The sequence below is a fragment of the Mycobacterium sp. E2462 genome (genome assembly GCF_001672685.1).
GTDB lineage: Bacteria > Actinomycetota > Actinomycetes > Mycobacteriales > Mycobacteriaceae > Mycobacterium.
On the sequence record NZ_LZKC01000004.1, the window covers coordinates 1 to 22358 of the forward strand.

Below are 22358 nucleotides of genomic sequence, written 5' to 3' on the forward strand. Positions count from 1 at the left end.
GTCACCGGCGCGGGTCAAACGACGGGCTGCGGCCCTGGAGGCGTCCGGTTCCCTCACCTACGACCTCGAGCTGGTGCCGGAGCGCCTCGGCTTTCGGGTCACCGCCACCGTGTGGATCTGCGCGCAGGCCGGTCGCCTGACCGACGTCGCCGACCGGATCGCCGGGCACCCCGAGGTTGCCTCCGTCATCGCCGTCAGCGGGCGCCACCACCTGGTCGCCGTCGTGATCTGCCGCGACGTCGAGCACCTCTACGGGTACCTCACCGAGCGACTGGGCATCATCGACCATGTCCACAGCTACGACGTGCGAATCCGCACCAAACGCCTTAAGCAGGCCGCCTCGCTGATCACGCGCGGCCGCTTGATCCGCGCCACCCCTCCCGGATAGCCGAATCCGCTTCTCGCTCAGTCAGTTTCGGTGGCTGGGCGCGGGCCCGCCGCGACCAGGTTGAGGTGCGCGGCGCGGCGCGGCGTCGCCGGATCCGCGGTGTGGGTGTCGCCGTAGCCGGTCCAGAAGGTCCCGGCCGGACCGCCGAACGCATGCAGCACCAGATCCGCATCCATCCGCAGCACCGAGGACGTCCGCGGCAACCGCTGCAGCAGCCCGTCACTGCTTTCGGCCAGCGGTGCCCGCACCACACACACCAGTTCGGTCCATCCGGAAAGCACGTTGGCGTGGGTGACCTCCGGCCGGCGGATCAGCGCCTCCGCGAGGCGCGGCAGGTCGTCGGGCTTGGCGTGCAGGCGAACGACCCACTGGCACTCGCCGTACACCAGTGGGTTGACCACCCCGACCACCCGCAACACCCCGTCGCGGCGCAGCTTGCGGTAGCGGCGGGCGACCGTCTGTTCCGGCGCCGACAGGACGTCGGCGATTCGCCGAAACGATTCGCGCGGAGAGACCTGTAGGGCGTGCACAATCTGGTCGTCCAACGGCTCCATCATGACGATAACGGTACGCAGTCGGCACTCGCATTGCCGTTTACTACACACATAGGCGGCGAAACTGGCCACCGGTCGCCGGCCGCGGCGACCCTGGGATGGTCAACGAAGCACCACCCGAAGGGGCACCGCCATGAAGATCGGAATCGGTCTGCCGAATCACATCGCCGGCGTTCCGGGGCCGATGCTCGCCCACTGGGCACGCCGAGCCGAGCAGCGGGGATTCGAATCCGTGACCACCATCGACCGGTTGGTATATCCCAGCATCGACTCCGTGATCGCGCTGTCCGTGGCGGCGTCGGCCAGCACCGCGCTGGTCCTGGTGACCAACGTGTTGCTGACGCCGCTGTACCCGACGCTGGTCTTGGCCAAGCAGCTGGCCGGCCTGGCCGACGCGGCGGGCAACCGGCTGGTCGTCGGGATCGGCGTCGGCTCCCGAGAGGACGACTACGTCGCCGCCGGGGTGCCCTACACCGAGCGCGGGCGCGTCCTGGACGAACAGGTGTCGGTGCTGCGCAGGGTCTGGACCGGGGAGCCGGTCGGCAACGGCACCGCGCTGTGCCCGGCCCCGGTGGACATTCCGCTGCTCTTCGGCGGCCGAGCGCGGGCGACGGTGCGGCGGGCGATCACCATGGGCGACGGTTGGGTGGCGGGCGCGCTGCGCGACTATCCGATGCAAACGGCGTTCGCCGACGAGATCCGGGCCGGCTGGCGAAAGGCCGGCCGCGCCGGCGAACCCCGGTTCCACGCGGCGGCGAACTTCGCATTCGGCGGGGCCGACGTCACCCAAGCCGGCCGCGAGCATGTCGCCCGCTACTACGGGTTCAAGCCCGACTACGCCGCGCTCAACGTCGCCGACCTCGTGTGTTCGGCCAAGGACGCGCGCGACACCGTCCAGGCATACCGGGACCTGGGGTTCGACCGGTTGTTGTTCCACCCCACCGTCGCATCGCTGGACCAGGTCGACCGCCTCGCCGACGCGGTGCTGTGACCGCCCCCGCTCGCTCGGTGCGGAATGATGGATGCGTGACGGTGCAGAGGCTCGACGATGTGCTGCGGATCGGTGCCCTGGAGCCGACGCTCGAGGCGGAGCTGACGGCGCGCTACGAGATCGCGCAGCTGCCCGACGGCCCGGGACGCGCCGAGTTCCTCGCCGCGCATGCGCAGGACGTGCGTGCGGTGCTGACCTCGGGGTCGCCGGGTGTCGACGCGGCCACCATGGCGTCGCTGCCCAACCTCGCGGTGATCGTCAACAACGGCGCCGGCGTCGACCAGATCGACCTGGCCGCCGCGCGCCGCCACGGCATCGGCGTGAGCAACACCCCGGACGTGCTCTCCGACACCGTCGCCGACACGGCCGTCGGCCTGGTCCTCATGACGCTGCGGCGCTTCGGCGCGGCCGACCGGTACGTGCGGGCGGGCCGTTGGGTGCGCGACGGCCCGTTCCCCTACGCCCGCGACGTCAGCGGGTTGCAGGTCGGCATCCTCGGACTGGGCCGCATCGGCTCGGCGATCGCCACCCGGCTGCTGGGCTTCGACTGCGCCATCGCCTACCACAACCGGCACCGCGTCGACGGGTCCCCGTTTCGCTACGCGGAGTCGCCGGCCGAGCTGGCCGAGTCCGTCGACGTGCTCGTCGTCGCCACCACGGGCAGCCCCAACACCCACCACCTGGTCGACCGGGCCGTGCTGCGCGCCCTGGGCCCCGACGGTTACCTGATCAACATCGCGCGCGGCAGCGTCGTCGACCAGGACGCTCTGGTCGAACTGCTCGCCGGCGGCGGGCTGGCCGGCGCCGGGTTGGACGTCTTCGCCGACGAACCCGAGGTGCCCCGCGAGCTGCTGGACCTGGACAACGTGGTGTTGTTCCCCCATATCGGCAGTGCCACGGAGCGCACCCGGCGCGCGATGGCGTTGCTGACGATCCGCAATCTCGAGAGCTACCTGGACACCGGGGAGCTGGTGACACCGGTCCTGCGACCGCGCGGTTGAGGCGGCGGCTCCCGCTTCACTGCTCGGGCGAGGTCGCGATCTGCACCAGTTGCCGCAGGATGGGCAGCGCCACCTGCGCCGCCAGCCACAGTGCCAGCTCGTCCTCCGAGGACAACCGCGTGAGCAGCTCGGCGAGGCGTTCGCGGCGCCCCTCGGCGCGCCGCGCCCATAGTTCCTCGCCCGACTTGCTGATCGCGACCAAGGCGGCGCGGCCGTCGTCGGGATCCCGCAGGCGCTCTAACAGACCCTGGCGTTCCATCCGCTGCACGAGCTGCGTCATGGCGGGCTGGCTGGTGTCCTCCGCGGCCGCCAGGGCGGTCAGCCGCATGGGGCCCTCCCGCGTGACACGGTTGAGCACCAGCACCGCGCTCGGGCTGAGGTCCTTGCGATTCGGCAGCAGGTAGCGCCACGTCAGGTCGTTACCGGCGTCGATCACCCCGAAGATCGCGTCGACGCTGCCGGCGCCCGGTCCGTCCTGCATGCCCGGATTTATATCACGTATGCGATGCAGGCGGTCTGAGCTGGCGCGATCCCTGGGGCCATGGGCGCGGGCAGCGCGGTGGAGTCGGTACGCAATAGTGTTGTGGCCGAAGCGATACGCCGATCACGTTAATGGTCTGTCCCCAACTGGGTATGCGGCTTGCCATGAGCCCACTAACGTCCGAGACCGCCCTGCGGTTGACGCTTGCCGGACCCGCCAGTCCCGACACCGCGGCGGAATGGCGCCGGGCCCTGCAGCGGTGGCTGCGCCACGAGGTGCGGATGTCGGCTGAGGTGCTCGACGACGTCGTCCTGGGAGTCAACGAGGCGCTGGCCAATTGCGTCGAGCACGCGTATCACGCCGGAATCGGCGTCATGAAGCTGCAAGCCAGCTACGACCCTCGCGCGGAGTCGATCCGCGTCTGCGTCAGCGACCGCGGCAACTGGCAGCGGCCCTCGCCGAAGAAAGCCAACGACCCCCGCGCCTCGCGCGGCATCATGCTGATGCACGGCCTCGCCGACCACTGCACCATCCACGCCCGGCCGAACGGCACGAGCGTCTACCTCGACTACGCGACCGAACCCGACGCGGTGGCCGAGCGGTCGCTGTGAAGGCGCCCCGCCGGGCGCTGTGACGACTGGGCCCGCGCTGTGGCCAGACTAACGGCGCAGATCATGCTGCCGGCACGCCAGAAACGGGTATAGCTGCGGTTCGTCGGCCGCACACACGCGAGGGATCAACCATGAGTCAGACCATCCAGCGGCAGCTCGGCAAGACCGACAGCCCGATCGAGGACGAGCTCGAAGACGCCTTCACCCGGATGCTGACCGAGGGCACCCAGCGCCTGCACCGCAGCTGGCGGGGCGTCCTGGTCACCGGGTTCTTCGGCGGCACGGAGGTGGCGCTCGGGGTGCTCGCCTATCTGGCGGTGCTGGACGCCACCCACCAGCCGTTGCTGGCCGGTCTGGCGTTCTCGATCGGCTTCCTCGCGCTGTTGTTGGGCCGCAGCGAGCTGTTCACCGAGGGCTTCATCATCCCGGTGGTCACCGTCGCCGCCAAGCGGGCGAGCGCCGCCCAGCTGCTCAAGCTGTGGGGCGGCACCATGTTCGCCAACCTGGTCGGCGGTTGGGTCATCATGTCGCTGATCGCGACGGGTTTCCCGCAACTGCACGCCCAGATGATCGAATCGGGCACCCACTTCGCCACGGCGCCGCTGTCGTGGCAGAGCATGTCGCTGGCGGTGCTCGGCGGCATGGTGATCACGCTGATGACCCGCATGCAGCACGGCACCGACTCGGTGCCCGCCAAGATCGCCGCGGCCGCCGCGGCGGCTTTCCTGCTCGCCGGGCTGCGGCTGTTCCACTCGATCCTGGACTCGCTGCTGATCTTCGGGGCGCTCGCCACCGGCAAGGCGCCGTTCGGATACCTCGACTGGCTGGGCTGGTTCGGCTACGCGGTGGTCGGCAACGTGATCGGGGGGTTGCTGTTCGTGACGCTGCTGCGGTTGCTGCGCAGCAAGGACCGGCTGGAAGAGGAACGCGCCGAGGCCGAAGCGTCCTGAGCCGCGGGGGTCAGCGCGCCCCCATCCCGCCGTCGACGACCTTGACCCGCTTGTGCGGATACCGGCGCCGGGCGTGCGCCTCGGCCGCCGAGTTGGGTAGCACGTACAGCGTTTCCTTCTTGTCCTGCAGCGGTTTGAGCACCAGGTCCATGAAGCCCTTGCGGTCGTCGAGGTAGGGCTCGATGACGTCCTCCCCGGCCGGGCACACGGCAAGGCAGTAGGCGGCCTTGTAGTTCGGTTTGAACGCCAGGCTCTGCCACATGGAGGCGTTCTCCGAATCGCTGACCCGCGACCGGAAGTCGGTTTTGTCCGCGCTGTCGGCGATGGTCTGCACGTAGTCGGTGAAGCCGCCCATGAACTCGCGATAGTTGTGTACCGAGCAGGCCTGCCAGTCGAATTCGCCGTTCTTGCCGATCGCGCCGACCGGGCACGCGGCGACGCAGAGCTTGCATTCCAGGCAGGGGCTGTAGTCCAGCGGTTCGCCGTAGTCGCTGACGGGTGCGTCCACCAGGATGGTGCCCAGCAGGATGAAGTTGCCGAACTTCGGGTGGATCACGTTGCGGTGAATGCCCATGACGCCGAGCCCCGACGCCACGGCGACGGGCTTGTGCGCGACCACCCAGATCCTGCCTGGGAAGTTATCCATCTCCATCGGGAACGTGGCCGACGGGTTCAGCGCGCGATAGCCGGCGTCCTGCAACTGGCGGACGATGCGGTACGCCGCCTCGTTGAGCAACTCGCCGCTGCGATGGAACTCCTGGTTGGCGACGCTGCGCGCCGACGACCGCACGTTGTCCCGGTTCATCTTGACGACCAGCGCGATGTAGCTGCGGGTACCGGGGAGTGCCGCCTCGACGTGGTCGACCTCCGACGCCAACGCGGCGTTGTCCACGCTGGCGAAGGCGACGTCGTCGGCGCCGGCGGCCAGGCAGAGTTCCCGCAACCACCCGGCGTCGATGGTCCCGGGTCGCTGCGATCGCCGGGACCGCACCTTGCGCACCGTCGGGTGCTCCGCCAGTCGCGCCGGAAGTCTGTCCACCATACTGGGTATAGTACACAATACCTAGATGGGATGGCGCCGTTCGGCGCGTGGTTCGCGGGGAATTGCCTGGGGCGTGGCTCAGGTGCCGACCGCGCGCTCCAAGTCTTTCAGCGACGTCTCCAGGTGGCCGAGCAGCCGCTGCAAGTGCGGAACACTGCGCCGGCAGCCGACGAGCCCGAAGTCGAGATTGTCGGCGTTGTTGGTCACCGTGATGTTGACCGCCTGCCCGTCGAGCGGGATCGACAGCGGATAGTTCCCGTCCAGGCGCGCACCCCGCCAGTACAGCGGCTCCGGACGCCCCGCCGAAACGTTCGAGATGACGATGTTGAACGGGGGCGACGCGGCCGAGAGGTAACCGGGAAGCAGGCCGAAGAACAGCCCGCCGATGTTCATGGCGGACAGGGCCAGCTGCTGCACCGACGGCAGCTGCCAGAACACCTCCTTGGTGTCCTGGATCGACGAGCTGATCACCTCGAGGCGCTTGCCCGCGTCGTCGAGGTCGGTGGCCAGGTTGCACAGGAAGGTGCCGACGTTGTTGCCCCCGCGGTCGTCGTCCTCCTTGCGGAGGTTGACCGGCACCATGGCCGTCAGCGGGGCGTCCGGCAGGGCGTCCTGCTCGATCAGGTAAGCGCGCAGGGCGCCCGCGGACATCGCCAGGATCACGTCGTTGACCGTCACCCCGGCGGCCTTCTTGACCGCCTTGATCCGCTCCAGCGACCACGACTGCGCCGCCACCCGTCGGGCCCCGCCGATGCGGACGTTGAACATGGTGCGAGGCGCCCGGAATGGCAGCGTCAGTTGCTGTTCGAGCAGGGCGGCCCGCGCGAGCTTGACGGTCGACGGCGCCAGCGCGAGCGCGGAGCTGGCGGTGCCCCCGATCTGTGACAGCAGCGACGGCCGTTGCTTGGGCTTGTGCTTGCGGGGCCCAATCTCCCACGGCACCCGCACCTCGTCGTCCGTGGCGTCGGGGGTGAAGGCGCGGTGCATCAGCTTCATCGCGGAGACGCCGTCCATGAGGGAGTGATGGAACTTGGTGTAGACGGCGTACCGGCCGTCCTGCAGACCCTCGACGAGGTGCGCCTCCCACATCGGCCGATGCCGGTCGAGCAGGCTGCCGTGCAGGCGGGACGTCAATTCCAACAAATCGCGCACCCGGCCCGGCTCGGGCAGGGCGGACCGGCGCAGGTGGTAGTCGAGCTCGACGTCCTTGTCGAGCGACCAGGCGACGTTGGTGACGCCGCCGAGGAAGGCCGGATGCTTGCGGAAGGTGGGCTGAATGTCGGTGCGCTCGAGCATGGCCTGATACGACTCCCGCACGAAATGCGGCCCGGCGTCCTCGGGCGGCTCGAAGAGCTGCAGCGAACCGACATGCATGGGGTGCTCGCGTGATTCGCCGACGAGGAACAACGCGTCGATTGGGGATATCGCTTCCATTTTGGTGCCCTCGTTTTCTTCCGGCCGCGCCGCCCACCTGCGAGACGATCTACTTCCTAATAGCCAAACCGGACGTAGCTCACACCCGAAATGCGCGGTCCGCTGCGCGGCCGCTCGGCTAGCCCTTGGCGGCGTCCCGGGCGAAGGCGGCAACCACCTCGCCGACCCGCGGGTCGGCGCGCAGCTGCTCGAAGGTCTCGGTCAACGGAAGCCGCCAGTTCGGGTATTCGTCGACGGTGCCGGGCAGGTTCGGCTGGCGCGGCTCGGCGAGCACGTCGTACGGCGAGATCAGCTTCAACCGGCTGGGGGTCGCGGCGAGGAAGCGGTGCATCGCGACGATGATCGCCGACTCGTCGGGGTCGTCCCCGTCGAGCAGGCCCTCGGACCGCAACAGCGCCAACCACTCTTCGCGTTCCTTCGCGGCGGCCCGCTCTTCGGCGGGCACGTCCTTCAACAGCCCCAGCTCCGCCCGCACGCGCACGTGGTCGCCGCGCAGGAAACCGGCCGCGGTCGGCAGGTCGTGGGTGGAGAGGCTGGCGGCGGCGCGCGACGGCCACGCCGCCGACGGCAGTAGGGGCTGCTCGGGTGCCGCTTCGTCGCGGGTGAACCAGGACACCGCGCAGCCCAGCATCTCGTTGGCGGCCAGCGCCTCGGTGACCTCCGGCTCGACGGTCCCCAGGTCCTCGCCCACCACGGTGGCGTTGGCGCGGTGCGCTTCGGCCGCGAGCGCCGCCAGCATGATCTCGGCGTCGTAGTGCACGTACGTCCCGCGGTCGGGCCCGTCGCCCGGCGGAATCCACCACAGCCGCCACAGCCCGGCGACGTGGTCGATGCGCAGCCCGTCGGCGTGCGCCAGCACCGCCCGCAGCATGTCGCGGAAGGCGGCGTACCCGGTGGCGGCCAACCGGTCCGGACGCCACGGCGGCAGGCCCCAGTCCTGGCCGCGGGGGGTGAAGTTGTCCGGCGGCGCGCCGATGCTGGCCCCGGTCGCGAACAGGTCGGCGAGCGCCCAGGCGTCGGCCCCGTCGGCGTCCACGCCGACGGGCAGGTCATGCAGGACGCCGAGCGCCATGCCGGCGTCGCGGGCCGTGGCCCGCACGGCCGCGAGCTGTTCGGCGCATTGCTGCTGGACCCACGCGTGGAAGGCGACCCGCGGGGCCAGCTCCCGCCGGGCCGCCGTCACCGCGGGCCCGGCGACGTCGCGCAGTGGCTCCGGCCAGTGCGTCCAGCGCCCGCCGTGCCGCTCGGCGAGCGCGCAGTACGCGGCCCAGTCGGCCAAGCCCTGGGTGGCCGGGGACCCGTCCAGCGGGCTCGGTCGGCCCTCGCACCGCCACAGCAGCTCGAGCGCGGCGCGTTTGGCCGCCCACACGAGGTCGTAGTCGATGCGTTCGGTGGCCGGCGAGACGCGCAGCGCGTCGATCTCGGCGCGGGTGTCCGCGTCGGCGCGCTGGTAGGCGGCCAGGTCCTCGATGCGCAGCACCAGCGGATTGGAGAATCGCCGGCTCGACGGCGTGTAGGGCGAGGGCTGCACGGGGTGCGTCGGCCCCGGCGCGTGCAGCGGGTTGAGCAGCACCGCGCCGGCTCCGTGCGTGGCGGCGGTCCACTTCACGAAGTCCCGCAGATCGCCGAGATCGCCGGCGCCCCAGGACGATTCGGACCGCAGCCCGTAGAGCTGCAGCATCCAGCCCCACGTCGCGGGGGTGGCCGGCACCTTCGGTGGCGCGGCCACCAGGGTCGCTTCCTGACCGTCGCGCAGGTGCAGTCGGTACCAGCCCACCGCAAGATCGCCCGGCAGCTCGTCGCGGACCTCGATCCGCTCGCCGTCCTCGCCGACCAGCGCCGTTGCCCCCTCGAGCGGCCTCGGCCCTTCGCCCACCCGCATCGCGATGGTGGGGGCCACCGCGCCGGCGCGGTCCAATTCGGCGAGCTTGTCCAGCGAGTGACGCCGGGCGGCTTCGTCGGAGGCGTCGACGTCGAGCAGCCCGAGCACCCGGATTACGACGTCGGCATCGACCTCGACCGGCTCGCGACGCTCGTTGCGGTAGGAGGTGGCGACCCCGTGCGCGGCGGCCAACCGGCGCAGGTCGTCGGGCACCGGTTTCGGTTGGGCCATCAGCGCGCCCGGCCCGGTTGAATGGATAGGACACCGGTGGGGCCGCCCAGCCGGCCTCGACGCGTGATCACACCGGCTGGTATACCCGAGCCGCGAGTTCTCACACCGCGGCCGGCAATGCAGTTGTCGGGCAACGGTTTACGCGCGGCCCAGCTGGCTCAGTGGCCCGTCGTTTGGAAGATGACGCGCCGGGCGATCTCCACGGCATGATCGGCGAAGCGCTCGTAAAAGCGGCCCAGCAGCGTGGCGTCCACCGCGGCCGTGACGCCGAAACGCCAGTCGGGTTGCATCAGCGCGGCCAGCAACCGGCGGTGCAGTTCGTCCATCGCGTCGTCGTCACGCCGGATCTGCGCGGCGCGGCGCGGATCCTGCGCGCGCAGCACCTCCTGGGCGCCGGTGGCGAGTCCCTCGGCGACGGTCCCCATGTCGGCGAGGTATCGGCTGATCTCCTCCGGCACGGCATGCTGCGGGTGGCGCCGGCGGGCGATTTCCGCGACGTGGACCGCCAACCCGACCATCCGTTGGGCATCCGCGGCTATTCGCAGGGCGCTCACCACGGCCCGCAGGTCCGCGGCCACCGGCGCCTGCAGGGCCAGCAGCGCGAAGGCCAGATCCTCGACGTGGGCCTCGCTCGCGACGGCGTCCGCGTGCCGGGCGATGACCTGCTCGGCCAGCATCAGGTCGGCCCCCAGCAGCGCGTCGGTGGCGTCGGTGATGGCGCCGGCGGCCATGGCGCACATGTCCACCAACCGCTCGGTCAACATCCCGAGCTGCTGGTGAAAGGCGCTTCTCATGCGTTACGGATAGGCCGGGCGCCGGGAAATAAACCTCCCAGGCTGCGTCAACGGATGTCGTCGGCCAATTCGCGGGCTTCCTGCTCCGTTTCGACGGCCGGCCCGGAACCCGGCAGCGGCTTACCGGCCACCTCCGGGGTGAACAGCAGCGTGATGGCGCCCACCACGCCGCCGACGATGAGCATGTAGGCCGGCGCCATGGCGTTACCCGTGCCGGACACCAGCGCCTGAGCGATCAGCGGGGTGGTGCCGCCGACGGCCGAGATCGCGATGTTGTAGGACACGGCCAACGCCGCGTACCGGACGCGTGTCGGGAACAGCGCCGGCAACATCGCGGGCGCGGTGCTGTCGAAACAGAGCTCCATCAGACCGATCAGCAGGACGCCGATGAAGATGATCGGGTAGATCCCGCCGTAGCGCATCAGCAGGAACGCCGGGACCGACGCCACGATGAGCAGCCCGCAACCCGTCCACATGATCGGCTTGACGCCGATGCGGTCGGACAGGCCGGCCACCAGCACCACGGTGGCCATCAGGATCGCCAGCGTCACCACGATCATGACCAGCCCGGCGGTGTGCCCCACCCGCACGAATAGCTTCAGGTATGTCGGTAGGTACCCGGTGAGCATGAAGTCGGCGACCTGAGAGGTCAGCACCAACGCGGCGCAGATCACCAAACCCTTGCGTTGCTCGACGATCGTGCGCCAGATCTGCTGTTTGCCCTGCCCGCCGGAAGAGTGCGAGCCCTCGGTCGCCTTCTCGTAGGCGGAGGACTCCTCGAGCCGCAGCCGCAGGAACAGGGCCACCAGGCCGAACGGGGCGCCCAGCAGCAGCGGGATCCGCCAGCCCCACGCCAACATGTCCGACTCCGGAAGCCACGTTTGCAGCGGTGTCACCAGCATCCCGGCCATGACGAACCCGACGAGGTTGCCCATCGGCAGGAACCCGACCATCAGACCGCGCTTGTTGTCGGGCGCCTGCTCGACCAGATAGGTCATGGCGCCGACATACTCGCCGCCCGTGGAGAGGCCCTGGAAGATACGGGCGATGACCAGCAGGATCGGCGCCCAGATGCCGATGGAGCTATAGCCCGGCAGCAAGCCGGTCGCGGTGGTGCTCACCGTCATCATGAGGATGGTGACCACCAGGACCCGGTGTCGGCCGATGCGGTCGCCCAGCGGACCGAAGATGAAGCCACCGAGGGGCCGCACCACAAACGCCGCCGCCAACGTGCCGAACGTGGCGAGCAGATGGACGCCGCTGACGCTCTTGCCGGGGTAGAACACCTGCGCGATGGTGGTGGCGATGTAGCCGTAGACGCCGAAGTCGTACCACTCCATGAAGTTGCCGATGGCGGTGCCCATGATGGTCTGGCGCATCGCTGCATCGGCGACCCTGATGTCCTTGCGTTTCCATTTCCGCCGGCGGCGTCGAGTGTTCATCGCCAGATCGCGTACCCACAACGCTGCGGGGCCGAACCCGCGGACACGCCCGCCGCGGCCCCCGCCGCCGGTTCCGCAGCCGGTCCGCCGGCCTGCGCCCGGCCCCGACACTTCGCCGACGACACGGACAACGGCCTGGTCAGCGGCGTTAGGCGGGGCAGACGCCCCGGGGTCGCCCCCGGGCCGCCCGGCCGGGGTTGGTTATCCGCGTCACGGGACCCCGCGCGCGCCATCGCACGGCCCGTCACTGGCCCTTGAGGCTGCCGATCCGCAGCGAGAAATCCTGGGGTTTGCTGTCCGGTGCTTGCCGCACCTGTTCGACGTAGCCCTCGGGGTCGCGGTCCTCGATCGGCAGCCCCTTCGTCGTGGGGTGCGCGGCCATGAAGTCGCTGTACTGCCGACCGAGGGACTCCCGCAGGCCGGCGGGGGCGTTGCGCCGGAAATCGGAGAGGCCTTCGCGCTCTTCCTCGCCCATATGGTCGTCGTTGGCCTCGCGGGTGCGGCCGACCGCCGCCCACCACTGCGCGGTGCCGGTGCGGACCGCGTCGGCCGCGCGCACGCCGTCGCGGATGTCGTTGTGGTCGCCGATCGCGTCGAGCGTCTCACCCTCGGCCTCGCCGCTGCCGCGTTTGAGAAGCTGCGGGTAGAAGATCTTCTCCTCGATGTAGGCGTGCACGTCGAGCTTGTCGGCGAGCGGGCGCCACACCCGGTCGAGCGCGGCCTGGGTGGCGGACTGCGCTTGCAGGTAGTCCAGGCGGGCGAACTGTTCACGGAACCAGTCGTGGTCGGCGAGGATCAGCATGGTGATGTCCGCCATTGCGACTCCCGCCTCTCCCCCGACCGCCACGGTTTTGCGGCCCATCGTGTCCCACGCCGCCTGACGGGTCAACCCGCCGCGGCCGTCGGCGCCGGTGAGCGGTGGCCGCCGGATCGCCAAGTGCCGCCCCGACGGCCGCCACCGGGCGGATACACTGGCTCGCCAGCACGTGGATCGGCTCCGGCCGGCCGGTGCCGACCCGCTGTCAATCAAGCCAAAGGTTGTGCTCTTGTCCGACAAAACCAGCGATGCCGCGAGCCTGGAACCGCACTTCGAGGACGTACAAGCGCACTACGACCTGTCCGACGACTTCTTCGCGCTGTTCCTCGACCCGACGCGCACCTACAGCTGCGCCTACTTCGAGCGCGACGACCTGAGCCTCGAGGAGGCGCAGATCGCGAAGGTCGACCTCTCGCTGGGCAAGCTCGGCCTGAAGCCGGGCATGACGCTGCTCGACATCGGCTGCGGCTGGGGCACCACGATCGTGCGCGCGCTGGAGAAGTACGACACCAACGTCGTGGGCCTGACGCTGAGCCGCAACCAGAAGGCGCACGTCCAGCGGCGCCTCGACGGACATCCGTCACCCCGTGAGAAGCGCGTGCTGCTGCAGGGCTGGGAGCAGTTCGACGAGAAGGTCGACCGGATCGTGTCGATCGGCGCGTTCGAGCACTTCGGGCGCGACCGGTACCCCGACTTCTTCAAGATGGCCTACGAGGCGCTGCCCGCCGACGGCGTGATGCTGCTGCACACCATCATCAAGCCCAGCGACGAGGAATTCGCCGAACGGGGCCTGCCCATCACCATGACGAAGATCCGGTTCATGAAATTCATCATGGACGAGATCTTCCCGGGCGGTGACCTGCCGCAGGCCAAGAACGTCGTCGAGCACGCCGAGCGGGCCGGCTTCAGCGTCCAGCGGGTTCAGCAGTTGCGGCTGCACTACGCGCGCACCCTGGACACCTGGGCCGCGGCGCTCGAGTCGCGCCGGGACGAGGCGATCGCGGTGCAGTCCGAAGAGGTCTACGACCGCTACATGAAGTACCTCACCGGCTGCGCGGACTTGTTCCGGGAGGGTTACACCGACGTCGCGCAGTTCACCCTCGCCAAGGGCTGAGCCGCGCCGCGGTTTATCGCGGCGGCAGCCAGGGTAATTCCCCCGCAACGACCTGATTCGGTAAGCATCGATGGCCTTTCGGTGCGGTTCCGCAGGAGGGGAAGACCGTGAGCGCCAGACATCGCATGACCGAATCAGCCGAACATCATTGGCCGTCGATCGGCCGCGGCACTCGGCGCCGCGCTTCCGGGGTCGCCGCGGCGTGCGACGTGGTCTCCGCGTCGGTGTTGTGTGCGGCGTGCGTGACGGCGTTGGTGCTCAACACAGCCCACTCCGAGCGGCGCACGATCACGGCGAGCCAGGAGCCGCCCGCCGTTTCGCAACCCGTCAGCCAAGAGGGCACGGTGATCGCCGTGACGGCCGATTCGGTGACGGCGCGCAGCGCCAACGGGTACACCCAGACCTATCGAGTGACCCCCGACACCACCGTGATCAGCCACGGCGCCAGCCAACGGGCCATCGGTGCAACGCGTTTCACGGTCAACGACCGCGTCGACATCGTCGGGACCATTGAGGACGGCACCGCCCTGGCCACGACCGTGGCCGACCGCGACCAGGGACACGGCGACGGGCCGCCCATGGATTCGCTTGACGGTCAAGTGGTTTCGGCCGGCCGCGCCTGACTCGAGGTGATCGGCGCGCTGGGGTTGCCGTGAGCGATCACCAAGTCACGATGGTGATCCTGTCGACCGACGACCTCGACGGGTCGATCCGGTTCTATCGCGAGACGTTGGGAATGGCGCTGAAGTTCCGCGACGGTGATCACTACGCCGCCCTCGACGGTGGGTCGATCACCGTGGCGCTGGCGACACCGGCGGACCACCCCGCGCCCGGACAGGTGGTCGTCGGCATCAAGACCGCTGACGTCGACGCGGCGGCGAAGGCGGTCGAAGCCAGTGGCGGCAAGATCGTCAGGGCGCCCTACGACGATGCCCACGAGCGGCGAGCCGTGGTCAGTGACACCAGGGGCAACGCGCTGGTCTTCTATCGACGGCTGAATCCCTAACGGCCGCAGCAACATTCATTGAGCGCACCCGCGCTACGCGCCGGTGCGCTCGCGGTGCTTGCAGCCCGGCCAGCAGCAGGGGCGGCGCTTGCCCTCTTCGAGCTCTTCCACGGTTCGGCGAATGCGACGCTGGCGGGTGGCCTCCTGCTTGGCGTCGCACACCCAGCAGATGAACTCGTTGCGCGCCAGCGGCGTGATGTCGTGCCAGGCCGCCAGCGCGTCGGCGTTCGCGGTCAACGACGCGCGCAGGTCGGCGGGGAGCTTGTGCACCACCCCGCCGGGCACTCGCTGACCGGGCATGCGCCCCAGCGTAGTGCCGGGCCCTCACGACACGTAGTTGCGGGCCTTGCCGTTGAGCTGCGAGTCCTCGAGCAACCGGTAGCCGCGCTCGACGTGCGGCGGCACCGGATTGCGCTCGCGCAGCACCCACGGCACCCCACGGATCGCGTCGACAACCCCCAGCGCCGTCACCCGGTCACGCGGCAGGCGGCGCAGCAACCGCGCGGTGCGCAGCGTCGCGCTGGGCAGGGGGCGGCGAAGCCACGTGAACCACAACGTGTTCCGGATGCCATGCCGGCGCCGCAGGTGGGCGTCGCGCAGGCGGGAGGCGTGGTGGTGGGCGACGATCTCCGGGACGTAACTCATCTGCCACCCGGCGCGGGCCAGGTCGGAGGCGAGCAGTTCCTCTTCACCGCCGAGCCACAGCCGGCTGGAGAAGCCGCCGGCCGCCAGGAACGCGCTGCGGCGCACGACGGAGACGCCGGCTAGAAAGCTGAGCAGGGGATGTCCTGGAATGCCGGGCGTGCGATCCAACGGCGATTCGGCCATTTCCGAACAGATGGCGTCGAGCCGGCCGTCGGGTTCGACGGTGATGCTGGCCGTCACCACACCCAGACTCGGGTGGGCGTCCAGCAGGTCGGCGGCCCGGCGCAACGCGCCCGGGTCGTACCACGTGTCGTCGTCGCAGAACGCCACGTACGGCGAATCCGCCAGCAACACACCGAGGTTGCGGCCTACCGCCCCGAGATTCGTTCCGGGCGTCACCAGCGTGACATCGGGATGCCGGCAGCGGACCATGTCCGCGGTGCCGTCGGAGGAGGCGTTGTCCACGACGATCACGGTCGGCTGTTCGGGCAGCTCGGCCAGCAGGCGCAGGGTGCGGTCCAGTTCCGCGCAGCGGTTGTAGGTGATCACGACCACGCTGACGCGTTCGTCGGGTGCCATCGGTCCTCCTCGGTCACCCACCGCAATACCCCGGACGGGGCCGCGCAATCAGCGCGCTAGGTCGCGACCAGATGCGCGCTGTCGTCGTGCAATTCGTCGCGGCGCAACGTCATCGGGGTGAGGGCGGGCACATCGCCGCCGGCGACCACGGCGCGAGTCAGCGGCGTGAGGGCGGCGAACAGCGCCTCGACCTCGTCATCGCCGAGCGCCTCGAGCGCCGTCAGGCCCAGCGCGTCCGTCGTCTCTTCGATGTGGTGCTTCAGGTCGCGGCCCGCCGCGGTGAGCGAGCCGTCGGCGTCGAGCAAGCCCTTGTCGGCCAGGCTCTGCTCGTGGCGGCGCCAGGCCGCCTCGTCGTAGTCGCGGGTTCGCGCGAGATATTCGCGAGGCACCCGGCCGGCGGCGGCGTGCAGCACGTTGCACTCCCGACCCGAGATTCCCGCCGCGGCCAGCACCGCCACGTGGCCGTCACCGCGCTGCTCGCGCAGCAGGGTCGTCGCGTGCCAGAGCGCCGCCAACGGTTCCTCCGGCCACGGCAATGCCAGGTTCGCGGCGAACAGCGGGCGCCCGTCCAGGGGCGCGCTGCGCGCGGCCTTGCCGGCCAGTTCGACTGCCACGTCCAGGGTTTCCGCCGAATTCAACCCGTAACGGCGCAGCGCCGATACCGCCGATTGCTGGCGGGCCCGCAGCGCGGCGTCGGGTCCGGCGATCTCCCACGCCGCCGGCAACGCCTTGGCGACCCGCTCGGGGGCGAAGTTGTAGAACAGCGCGGCCACCACCTCGCGCGCGACGGCCCCCAGCGGCGCCGAGCGGGCGGCGAAGTAGCCCATCCAGAATCCGCGGTAGCCCAGGGCGTCCAACGCCGCCCGCGCCTCGGGCGCGAAGTAGGTGACGGCGTGGATCGGCTCGAAGCGATCGAAGAAGCGTCGGGCCAACACAGGTTCTCTACGCATGGTCGCAGTCAACCACTGACACCGGCCCCGACCAAGGCGTCACAGACGCAACAGGCGCTCGGCGTTGCGGTGGGCGATCTTGGCCCTGTCGTCCTCGCTGATCGGCATCTGATCGAGGAATCGGCGGCTTGCTTTGGCATTGCCGTAGGGAAAGTCGGCGGTGAACACGATGCGGTCGATGCCGACCACGCTGACCATCGCCTGGTAGGCCGCCAGCGACAGGCGCCACGTCGGATCCACCGCGCCCGGCTCCTGCGTGAAAAAGTCACCGGCCAGGATGCCGCCGTAGAAATTCTCCCGCAGATAGGCGGCGACAGTGCGTTTGAGCCCGGTCTCTGCCACCCCGAACGCGTACTCGGCCCGCCAGCCCAGCCAACCGAGCGCTTCGAAGTGATGCCCGACGATCACCTGCAGCGCGGGGAACCGGTCGAACACCCCGCCGAGGATCAGCCGCAGGCAGTGGATCCCGGTGTCGATGTGCCAACCGGCGCCCGCGGCCGCCAGCCGCGCCGACACCCGGGGATTGAGCCCGCCGTAGCAGGCGTCGATCACCGGTTGCGGCGGCAGCACCGGATGCAGATAGATGGGCACGCCCAGGTTTTCGGCCATCTCGAACACCGGCCAGAAGAAGGTGTCGTCGAGGTAGCGCCCGTTGACGTGGCCGTTGATCAGGGCGCCGACGAAGCCGTGCTGGCGCACGCTGCGTTCGAGTTCAGTTGCGGCGGCGACCGGGTCGCGCATGGGCAGGGTGGCGAAGCCGCGCAGCCGGTCCGGGTACTGGGCGACCGCGGCCGCCACCGCGTCGTTGGCCTGCCCGGCCAACGCCGCCGCGACCGTCGGCTCGAGCGTCTCGGGTCCGGGCACCGAGTGCGACAGGATCTGCACGTCGATGCCGGCGTCGTCCATCGCGGCGATGCGGCCCGCGCCGAGCTCGTAGATCCCGGGCGGCCAGTCACCTTGCCCGTCCGGCGTCCCGAAGCCCGCCGCCTGCAGGAGGTCGGTCGTCGGGTTGGGCCCCGCGCGATGATGTTCGGCGGAGATCGCCGGCAGCTTGTAGTGCTCCTCGAACCCGATGACCTTCATGCCACCCTCCTTACCGCATCGCACACTCCTGCGCGGCGACGACGGGCGGCGCCTCGGCGTTGCTTCGCCACCACAGCGCGAGCGCCGCGGCGATCACCGCGGACGTACCCGCCGCCGCGACGATGAATCCCCACCCCCACCGGATGGCCGCCAGCGTGATCCCGGGTTGATAGATCATGGTCAGCACCGCTGTCCCCAGGACGGTGCCCAGCTGCCGGGCGGTGTTGGTCAGGGCCGACCCGGCGCCCCACCGCTGCGTCGGCAACGCCAACCCGGTAACGGCCGAGAGGCTGGGAATCACCAGCCCCACCCCGGCGCCGGTGAATAACTGCCCGGGAAGGAAGTCGGCGACGTAGTGCGGCTCGGGGGTGACCCGGCACAACCAGATCACGATCCCCAGCGCGTAGAGCGCGGCGCCGACGGCGGCCACGACCCCGACGCCGACGCGGTCGATGAGCCGGCCGGAGATCGTCAACGACACGAGCACCACCATCACGGGACCGGGTGACAAGCACAGGCCGGCCGCCGCGGGGGTCTTGCCCCACACGGTGGTCAGCAGCATGACGCTGCCCAGCAGCATGGCGCCGAACGCGGCGGCGAAAAGCAGGAGCGCAAGGCAGCTCGACCACATGGGCACGATCCGGACCGCGGCCAGGTCCAACGCGGGCGTCGGGTGACGCAGGGAACGCCACACCGCCAGCGCCATCGCGCACACGGCGGTGCCGGCTGCGATCACCACCCGGGCCGCCGTCCCTCCCGCGGCGGGCAGCTCGATCAGCGCCCACACCAGCGCCCCCACCCCGAGCACCAAACACAGCGCGCCGAGAAGATCCGGGATGCCGGTGCCGGCCCCGGCCGACCTGGCGAGCACCCACGGGCCCGCCGCGAGCGCCGCCAGCCCCACCGGCAGGTTGACGAAAAAGATCCAGCGCCAGGACAATTCGACCAGCAGGCCGCCGACCGGCGGTCCGAGCGCGGCCGCCATCGCCGCCACCGCCGACCAGGTACTGACGGCGATGGACCGCCGTGCCGCCGGAACCGCGGCCATGAGCAGCGCGAGGGAACTGGGCATCAGCAGGGCGGCGCCGAATGCCTGCACGACGCGACAGACGATCAGCGCCGCGAACGACCCGGAGATGCCGCAGGCGGCCGAACCGAGCGTGAACACCGCCAGACCCCACAGGAAGATCCGCCGGTGCCCGTAACGGTCACCGAGCCGGCCCGCCGGATTGAGGAACGCCGCGAACACCAAGGTGTAGCCGTTGAGGATCCACGACATCGCGCCGAGGTCGGTCACGGCAAACGCGGTGCGAATGTCGGGGAAGGCGATGTTGACGATGAACAGGTCGAGGCTCGCCAGGAAGGCGGCGGCGGACACCACGAGAACGGTGGCGGCCGAACGCCGGGGAGATGATCGCATGGTCACGCGCGCCTCGTGGTGGGTAGCCGGCCGATCGGTCGGGCGCAACGCAGCGATCCGACCTCTGAATACAGCAAACTATACCTAGCCGGGTCGGCGGCCGGGCAGGGCGGGCGCTTTCGATGGATCACACCGCGACCGGTGCGCCTAGGCTCGGGAGGTGACCATCCCGTACGACGAGGCGTTGCGCGACACGATCCGCGATCACCTGGCCGGCCACCGCCGTCGCGCCGTGACGGACCCGAGCAAGCGGCACGCGGCGGTGGCGGTGGTGCTCGTCGATTCGGAAGTGGGGGAGGACCGTGTGGACCCGGCGCCGGTCCAGGAGTGGAACGCCGGGCGCCCGCTGCCCGACTTCGGCCTGGACGGCCGCATGGTGGACGTGTCGGGCGGCGCCGCTTTTTTGCTGTGCCGCAGGGCCTCTCGGCTCACGAGCCACGCGGCGCAGTGGGCCCTGCCGGGCGGCCGGCTGGACCCGGGTGAGACGGCCGTGGCCGCCGCGCTGCGCGAGCTGAGCGAGGAGGTCGGCGTCGAGTTGGGCGAGCCGGACGTGCTGGGGCTGCTCGACGACTACCCGACGCGATCCGGCTACGTCATCACCCCGGTGGTGATCTGGGGCGGCGGCCGGCTCGATCCCCGGCCGTCGCCCGACGAGGTGGTGGCGGTCTACCGCGTCGGGCTGCACCAGCTGCAGCGCGACGATTCGCCCAGGTTCATCAGCATCCCGGAGAGCCCGCGCCCGGTCGTGCAGATTCCGTTGGGCAACGACCTCATCCACGCGCCGACCGGGGCAGTGCTGTTGCAACTGCGGTGGCTCGGGTTGGAGGGGCGCGACGACCCGGTCGACGACCTCGAGCAACCCGTGTTCGCGTGGCGTTAGGTCGGGGTCGGTTCGAGGATTGGACTCGTCACGGACCGGGTACTTCTCCGAGCGTTAGAGCGCGGTGAAAGGGATGCGGGTCGATGACGGTGGAGCGGGGACGGGCACGGTGCCCGCGGTGCATGGCGTGGGCGGAGTACCGGTTTCTGGATCTCGGTGACAACAAGCTCGAATACGAGGTGCGTTGCACGGTGTGCAGCCACGTCCACTCCGAGGTGACCGCCGTGTCGGCTCCCACCACGGCGGCCGCGTAGCCGACCCGTCAAACCTGTTGTGCGACAGTGTCGTCGACGACGACCTGCGCGACCAGCGGCCGGCTGGGGATCATTGCCCGCAGCGTCGGCGCCACCTCCGACTGGAACAGTTCCAGGCTGCGCCGCTGCTGGGGAGCCGTTAGTCCGTCCGTGTCGGCACTGAGGTGCATGACCTCGTGCCCGAGCTGTTCGTGGTAGCGCGCCACCTTGTCGATGACCTGTGCCGGGCTGCCGATCAGGGCCGAGCTGCGCTCGACGAAATCGTCGACGGAGTCGAACACCACCGGAATGCCCGCCCGGCGCTGTGCCGCAAGGCGGGCCTCGACCACCGGTCGGTAGGCCGCCACCGCCTCCTGCGAGGTGGCTGCGACATAAAACCCGGCGGTGCCCGCCCCGACCAGGGCGTCCCCGGGGCGGTGGCCATACTCCTGCCACCGCCGCCGGTAGTGCCGGACCAGCTCGGCGTACGGCTCGACCGTGTTGCTGACGTTCGCCGAGAAGATCGGGTCGCCGTGACGCGCGGCGAGGTCGACGGAGTCGCGGCTCGTGGCGCTGCCGTGCCAGATCCGGATCCGCTGCTGCAGTGGGCGCGGAAGCGCCTTCGCGTCGACCAGCGGGGGCCGGAAGCGGCCCGACCAGGTCACCCGTTCGCTCTCCCACAGCAGCCGGAAGAGCTCGTATCCCTCGCGGTTGCGCTGCCATTGATCTTCGGTGGTGACGTGGAACAACTGCGCCTGCGCGGCGCCGTTGCCCTTACCGATGATGAGCTCCAGCCGGCCACCCGAGAGGTTGTCGAGCGTGGAGTAGTCCTCGAACGCGCGGACCGGGTCGAGCAGGCTCAGCGTCGTCACACCGGTGAACAACCCGATCGTCGACGTGTGCGCCGCGATGTTGCTCAGTACCACCGGCGGCGAGGACGAGATGAACGGATCTTCGTGGCGTTCGCCCACCGCGAAGCCGTCGAAACCCAACTCCTCGGCGAGCACCGCCTTGTCCACGACACCACGCAACCGTTCGGCGGGGCTCTTGGTCTCCCCGGTGACCGGGTCGGGCAGGTGCGCGATCAGGGTGATGAGAAGAAATTTCATCCCGCGTCCTCGGTGGTGAGCCGTTTCTCGAAGGGGTGCGGACCAACCTGCGCCGCCGGGATGCGCGGGTCGTAAAGCGGCGTGTAGCCCGCCGACACGTAGAGCGCGACCGCCTCGGGTTGCCGCCAGCCGGTGGTCAGGTAGACGCGGGTGTAGCCGAGCAGCAACGCGCGGCGCTCCAGTTCGGCCACCACCAATCTGCCGTAGCCACGCCGCCGATGCGCCGATGCCGTCCAAATGCGTTTAAGCTCCGCGGTTTTCGAGTCGTAGCGGCGCAACGCACCGCCCGCGACCGGCTCCTGGTTGCACAGCGCTACGACGAGCACACCGGTCGGGGGCTCGAATTCCTCGGCGGGATAATCGAACAGTTCCCGGCGCAGCTGCGTGGGGTCACCGCCATAGCGGCCGGCGTACTCGGCGGCCAGGCCTTCGAACTGGGCGGCGGCCACGGCATCGTGTTGGCGCGCGACGACGAACTCGAGGACATCGAGATTCGCGCCGGGTGTTGTCGCCACGCGTCGCCTCCTCGATCCGCCCGCTTCGGGCGCGCATCGGTTCAGTGAAACCGCGCGAAACCCCGCGGCATTCCCGACGGCGTCGTCAGGCTGCCCTGCGCTTGCGGCCGCTGAGCAGGTAGACCGCGGCGCGCAGCAAAAGCAGGTGATCTTCGACCCCATTCCGCGGTTAGCCGGAATCGATCCCTCGGACGACCCGCTGCTCG

At 70.0% G+C, this 22358-nt stretch carries 25 protein-coding genes; 10 read left to right on the top strand and 15 right to left on the bottom strand.

Annotation, left to right across the window (positions count from 1 at the left end):
- A partial coding sequence (locus A5714_RS00075; RefSeq protein ID WP_197513484.1) for an Lrp/AsnC family transcriptional regulator occupies nt 1-388 on the top strand: 388 nt, incomplete at its 5' end.
- A gap of 17 nt (nt 389-405) precedes the next feature.
- Here the strand turns inward: A5714_RS00075 and A5714_RS00080 are convergent.
- Complete coding sequence (locus tag A5714_RS00080; protein WP_231975696.1) at nt 406-945, bottom strand: Lrp/AsnC family transcriptional regulator; 540 nt, start codon at nt 943-945, stop codon at nt 406-408.
- 130 nt (nt 946-1075) lie between these two features.
- Here A5714_RS00080 and A5714_RS00085 point away from each other — a divergent pair, with 130 nt between their 5' ends.
- Complete coding sequence (locus tag A5714_RS00085; RefSeq protein WP_068281648.1) at nt 1076-1933, top strand: LLM class flavin-dependent oxidoreductase; 858 nt, start codon at nt 1076-1078, stop codon at nt 1931-1933.
- A 35-nt stretch (nt 1934-1968) separates the two neighbouring features.
- Nucleotides 1969-2934 (top strand): 2-hydroxyacid dehydrogenase, encoded by a 966-nt coding sequence (locus A5714_RS00090; RefSeq protein ID WP_068281650.1) that lies wholly within the window; start codon nt 1969-1971, stop codon nt 2932-2934.
- Nucleotides 2935-2950: 16 nt separating this feature from the next.
- On the opposite strand, the gene A5714_RS00095 is transcribed toward A5714_RS00090, so the two are convergent.
- On the bottom strand, nt 2951-3415 hold the full coding sequence (locus tag A5714_RS00095) for a MarR family transcriptional regulator (RefSeq protein WP_068281652.1): 465 nt from the start codon (nt 3413-3415) through the stop codon (nt 2951-2953).
- 191 nt (nt 3416-3606) lie between these two features.
- Here A5714_RS00095 and A5714_RS00100 point away from each other — a divergent pair, with 191 nt between their 5' ends.
- Entirely contained in the window at nt 3607-4026 is a 420-nt protein-coding gene (locus A5714_RS00100) for an ATP-binding protein (protein ID WP_082959487.1), read from the top strand.
- 131 nt (nt 4027-4157) lie between these two features.
- A complete protein-coding gene (locus tag A5714_RS00105; RefSeq protein WP_068281654.1) occupies nt 4158-4976 on the top strand; it encodes a formate/nitrite transporter family protein in 819 nt (272 codons plus the stop codon).
- A gap of 10 nt (nt 4977-4986) precedes the next feature.
- On the opposite strand, the gene A5714_RS00110 is transcribed toward A5714_RS00105, so the two are convergent.
- From A5714_RS00110 to A5714_RS00135, 6 genes are all read right to left on the bottom strand, one after another.
- Nucleotides 4987-6018 (bottom strand): epoxyqueuosine reductase, encoded by a 1032-nt coding sequence (locus A5714_RS00110; RefSeq protein WP_068072870.1) that lies wholly within the window; start codon nt 6016-6018, stop codon nt 4987-4989.
- A gap of 78 nt (nt 6019-6096) precedes the next feature.
- A complete protein-coding gene (locus A5714_RS00115; protein WP_068281656.1) occupies nt 6097-7452 on the bottom strand; it encodes a wax ester/triacylglycerol synthase family O-acyltransferase in 1356 nt (451 codons plus the stop codon).
- 118 nt (nt 7453-7570) lie between these two features.
- Entirely contained in the window at nt 7571-9565 is a 1995-nt protein-coding gene (gene malQ, locus A5714_RS00120; protein ID WP_068281658.1) for a 4-alpha-glucanotransferase, read from the bottom strand.
- A gap of 158 nt (nt 9566-9723) precedes the next feature.
- Nucleotides 9724-10359 carry a phosphate signaling complex protein PhoU gene (phoU, locus tag A5714_RS00125; protein ID WP_068072876.1) on the bottom strand — a complete coding sequence of 212 codons (636 nt, stop codon included), beginning with the start codon at nt 10357-10359 and terminating at the stop codon, nt 9724-9726.
- A 47-nt stretch (nt 10360-10406) separates the two neighbouring features.
- Nucleotides 10407-11738, bottom strand: coding sequence for an MFS transporter (locus A5714_RS00130; protein WP_068281660.1), 1332 nt, complete (start codon nt 11736-11738; stop codon nt 10407-10409).
- A gap of 307 nt (nt 11739-12045) precedes the next feature.
- Nucleotides 12046-12618: a hemerythrin domain-containing protein gene (locus tag A5714_RS00135; RefSeq protein ID WP_068281678.1), complete on the bottom strand. Its 573-nt coding sequence runs from the start codon at nt 12616-12618 to the stop codon at nt 12046-12048.
- A gap of 229 nt (nt 12619-12847) precedes the next feature.
- Between A5714_RS00135 and A5714_RS00140 the strand changes: the two genes are divergently transcribed.
- The 3 genes from A5714_RS00140 to A5714_RS00150 all read left to right on the top strand — a co-directional run bounded on the left by A5714_RS00140 (nt 12848) and on the right by A5714_RS00150 (nt 14738).
- On the top strand, nt 12848-13732 hold the full coding sequence (locus A5714_RS00140; RefSeq protein WP_068281681.1) for a cyclopropane mycolic acid synthase family methyltransferase: 885 nt from the start codon (nt 12848-12850) through the stop codon (nt 13730-13732).
- A 107-nt stretch (nt 13733-13839) separates the two neighbouring features.
- Nucleotides 13840-14355: a hypothetical protein gene (locus tag A5714_RS00145; RefSeq protein WP_068072883.1), complete on the top strand. Its 516-nt coding sequence runs from the start codon at nt 13840-13842 to the stop codon at nt 14353-14355.
- Between the two features lie 50 nt (nt 14356-14405).
- Nucleotides 14406-14738 (top strand): VOC family protein, encoded by a 333-nt coding sequence (locus tag A5714_RS00150; RefSeq protein ID WP_369829404.1) that lies wholly within the window; start codon nt 14406-14408, stop codon nt 14736-14738.
- Between the two features lie 33 nt (nt 14739-14771).
- Here A5714_RS00150 and A5714_RS00155 read toward each other — a convergent pair whose 3' ends face one another.
- From A5714_RS00155 to A5714_RS00175, 5 genes are read right to left on the bottom strand one after another with little or no spacing between them, the layout of a single operon-like run.
- On the bottom strand, nt 14772-15038 hold the full coding sequence (locus A5714_RS00155; RefSeq protein WP_068072892.1) for a YdeI/OmpD-associated family protein: 267 nt from the start codon (nt 15036-15038) through the stop codon (nt 14772-14774).
- A gap of 24 nt (nt 15039-15062) precedes the next feature.
- Nucleotides 15063-15962, bottom strand: coding sequence for a glycosyltransferase family 2 protein (locus tag A5714_RS00160; RefSeq protein WP_068281664.1), 900 nt, complete (start codon nt 15960-15962; stop codon nt 15063-15065).
- A 56-nt stretch (nt 15963-16018) separates the two neighbouring features.
- Nucleotides 16019-16912, bottom strand: a complete 894-nt coding sequence (locus A5714_RS00165) for a hypothetical protein (RefSeq protein ID WP_068281666.1) — start codon at nt 16910-16912, stop codon at nt 16019-16021.
- A gap of 39 nt (nt 16913-16951) precedes the next feature.
- Nucleotides 16952-17995 carry an amidohydrolase family protein gene (locus tag A5714_RS00170; protein WP_068281668.1) on the bottom strand — a complete coding sequence of 348 codons (1044 nt, stop codon included), beginning with the start codon at nt 17993-17995 and terminating at the stop codon, nt 16952-16954.
- 10 nt (nt 17996-18005) lie between these two features.
- Nucleotides 18006-19373, bottom strand: coding sequence for an MFS transporter (locus tag A5714_RS00175; RefSeq protein WP_231973879.1), 1368 nt, complete (start codon nt 19371-19373; stop codon nt 18006-18008).
- A 202-nt stretch (nt 19374-19575) separates the two neighbouring features.
- Here A5714_RS00175 and A5714_RS00180 point away from each other — a divergent pair, with 202 nt between their 5' ends.
- Both A5714_RS00180 and A5714_RS27400 read left to right on the top strand, forming a co-directional pair.
- Nucleotides 19576-20295 (top strand): CoA pyrophosphatase, encoded by a 720-nt coding sequence (locus A5714_RS00180; RefSeq protein ID WP_068281670.1) that lies wholly within the window; start codon nt 19576-19578, stop codon nt 20293-20295.
- Nucleotides 20296-20417: 122 nt separating this feature from the next.
- Nucleotides 20418-20549 (top strand): hypothetical protein, encoded by a 132-nt coding sequence (locus A5714_RS27400; protein ID WP_255396679.1) that lies wholly within the window; start codon nt 20418-20420, stop codon nt 20547-20549.
- Between the two features lie 8 nt (nt 20550-20557).
- Here the strand turns inward: A5714_RS27400 and A5714_RS00185 are convergent, their stop codons facing one another.
- Together A5714_RS00185 and A5714_RS00190 are read right to left on the bottom strand one after the other, a co-directional pair.
- Nucleotides 20558-21637, bottom strand: coding sequence for an LLM class flavin-dependent oxidoreductase (locus A5714_RS00185; protein ID WP_068281672.1), 1080 nt, complete (start codon nt 21635-21637; stop codon nt 20558-20560).
- Nucleotides 21634-22152 carry a GNAT family N-acetyltransferase gene (locus A5714_RS00190; protein ID WP_068281674.1) on the bottom strand — a complete coding sequence of 173 codons (519 nt, stop codon included), beginning with the start codon at nt 22150-22152 and terminating at the stop codon, nt 21634-21636. Before A5714_RS00190 ends, A5714_RS00185 begins: the two co-directional genes overlap by 4 nt.
- Between the last annotated feature and the right edge of the window lie 206 nt (nt 22153-22358).

Coding starts and splice junctions, on each gene's coding strand:
- A5714_RS00160 (WP_068281664.1), bottom strand. CDS start 15,962: ATGGCACCCGACGAACGCGTCAGCGTGGTCGTGATCACCTACAACCGC.
- A5714_RS00080 (WP_231975696.1), bottom strand. CDS start 945: ATGATGGAGCCGTTGGACGACCAGATTGTGCACGCCCTACAGGTCTCT.
- A5714_RS00185 (WP_068281672.1), bottom strand. CDS start 21,637: ATGAAATTTCTTCTCATCACCCTGATCGCGCACCTGCCCGACCCGGTC.
- A5714_RS00110 (WP_068072870.1), bottom strand. CDS start 6,018: ATGGTGGACAGACTTCCGGCGCGACTGGCGGAGCACCCGACGGTGCGC.
- A5714_RS00130 (WP_068281660.1), bottom strand. CDS start 11,738: ATGCGCCAGACCATCATGGGCACCGCCATCGGCAACTTCATGGAGTGG.
- A5714_RS00170 (WP_068281668.1), bottom strand. CDS start 17,995: ATGAAGGTCATCGGGTTCGAGGAGCACTACAAGCTGCCGGCGATCTCC.
- A5714_RS00095 (WP_068281652.1), bottom strand. CDS start 3,415: ATGCAGGACGGACCGGGCGCCGGCAGCGTCGACGCGATCTTCGGGGTG.
- A5714_RS00105 (WP_068281654.1), top strand. CDS start 4,158: ATGAGTCAGACCATCCAGCGGCAGCTCGGCAAGACCGACAGCCCGATC.
- A5714_RS00135 (WP_068281678.1), bottom strand. CDS start 12,618: ATGGCGGACATCACCATGCTGATCCTCGCCGACCACGACTGGTTCCGT.
- A5714_RS27400 (WP_255396679.1), top strand. CDS start 20,418: ATGGCGTGGGCGGAGTACCGGTTTCTGGATCTCGGTGACAACAAGCTC.
- A5714_RS00085 (WP_068281648.1), top strand. CDS start 1,076: ATGAAGATCGGAATCGGTCTGCCGAATCACATCGCCGGCGTTCCGGGG.
- A5714_RS00115 (WP_068281656.1), bottom strand. CDS start 7,452: ATGGAAGCGATATCCCCAATCGACGCGTTGTTCCTCGTCGGCGAATCA.
- A5714_RS00155 (WP_068072892.1), bottom strand. CDS start 15,038: ATGCCCGGTCAGCGAGTGCCCGGCGGGGTGGTGCACAAGCTCCCCGCC.
- A5714_RS00165 (WP_068281666.1), bottom strand. CDS start 16,912: ATGCGTAGAGAACCTGTGTTGGCCCGACGCTTCTTCGATCGCTTCGAG.
- A5714_RS00150 (WP_369829404.1), top strand. CDS start 14,406: ATGGTGATCCTGTCGACCGACGACCTCGACGGGTCGATCCGGTTCTAT.
- malQ (WP_068281658.1), bottom strand. CDS start 9,565: ATGGCCCAACCGAAACCGGTGCCCGACGACCTGCGCCGGTTGGCCGCC.
- phoU (WP_068072876.1), bottom strand. CDS start 10,359: ATGAGAAGCGCCTTTCACCAGCAGCTCGGGATGTTGACCGAGCGGTTG.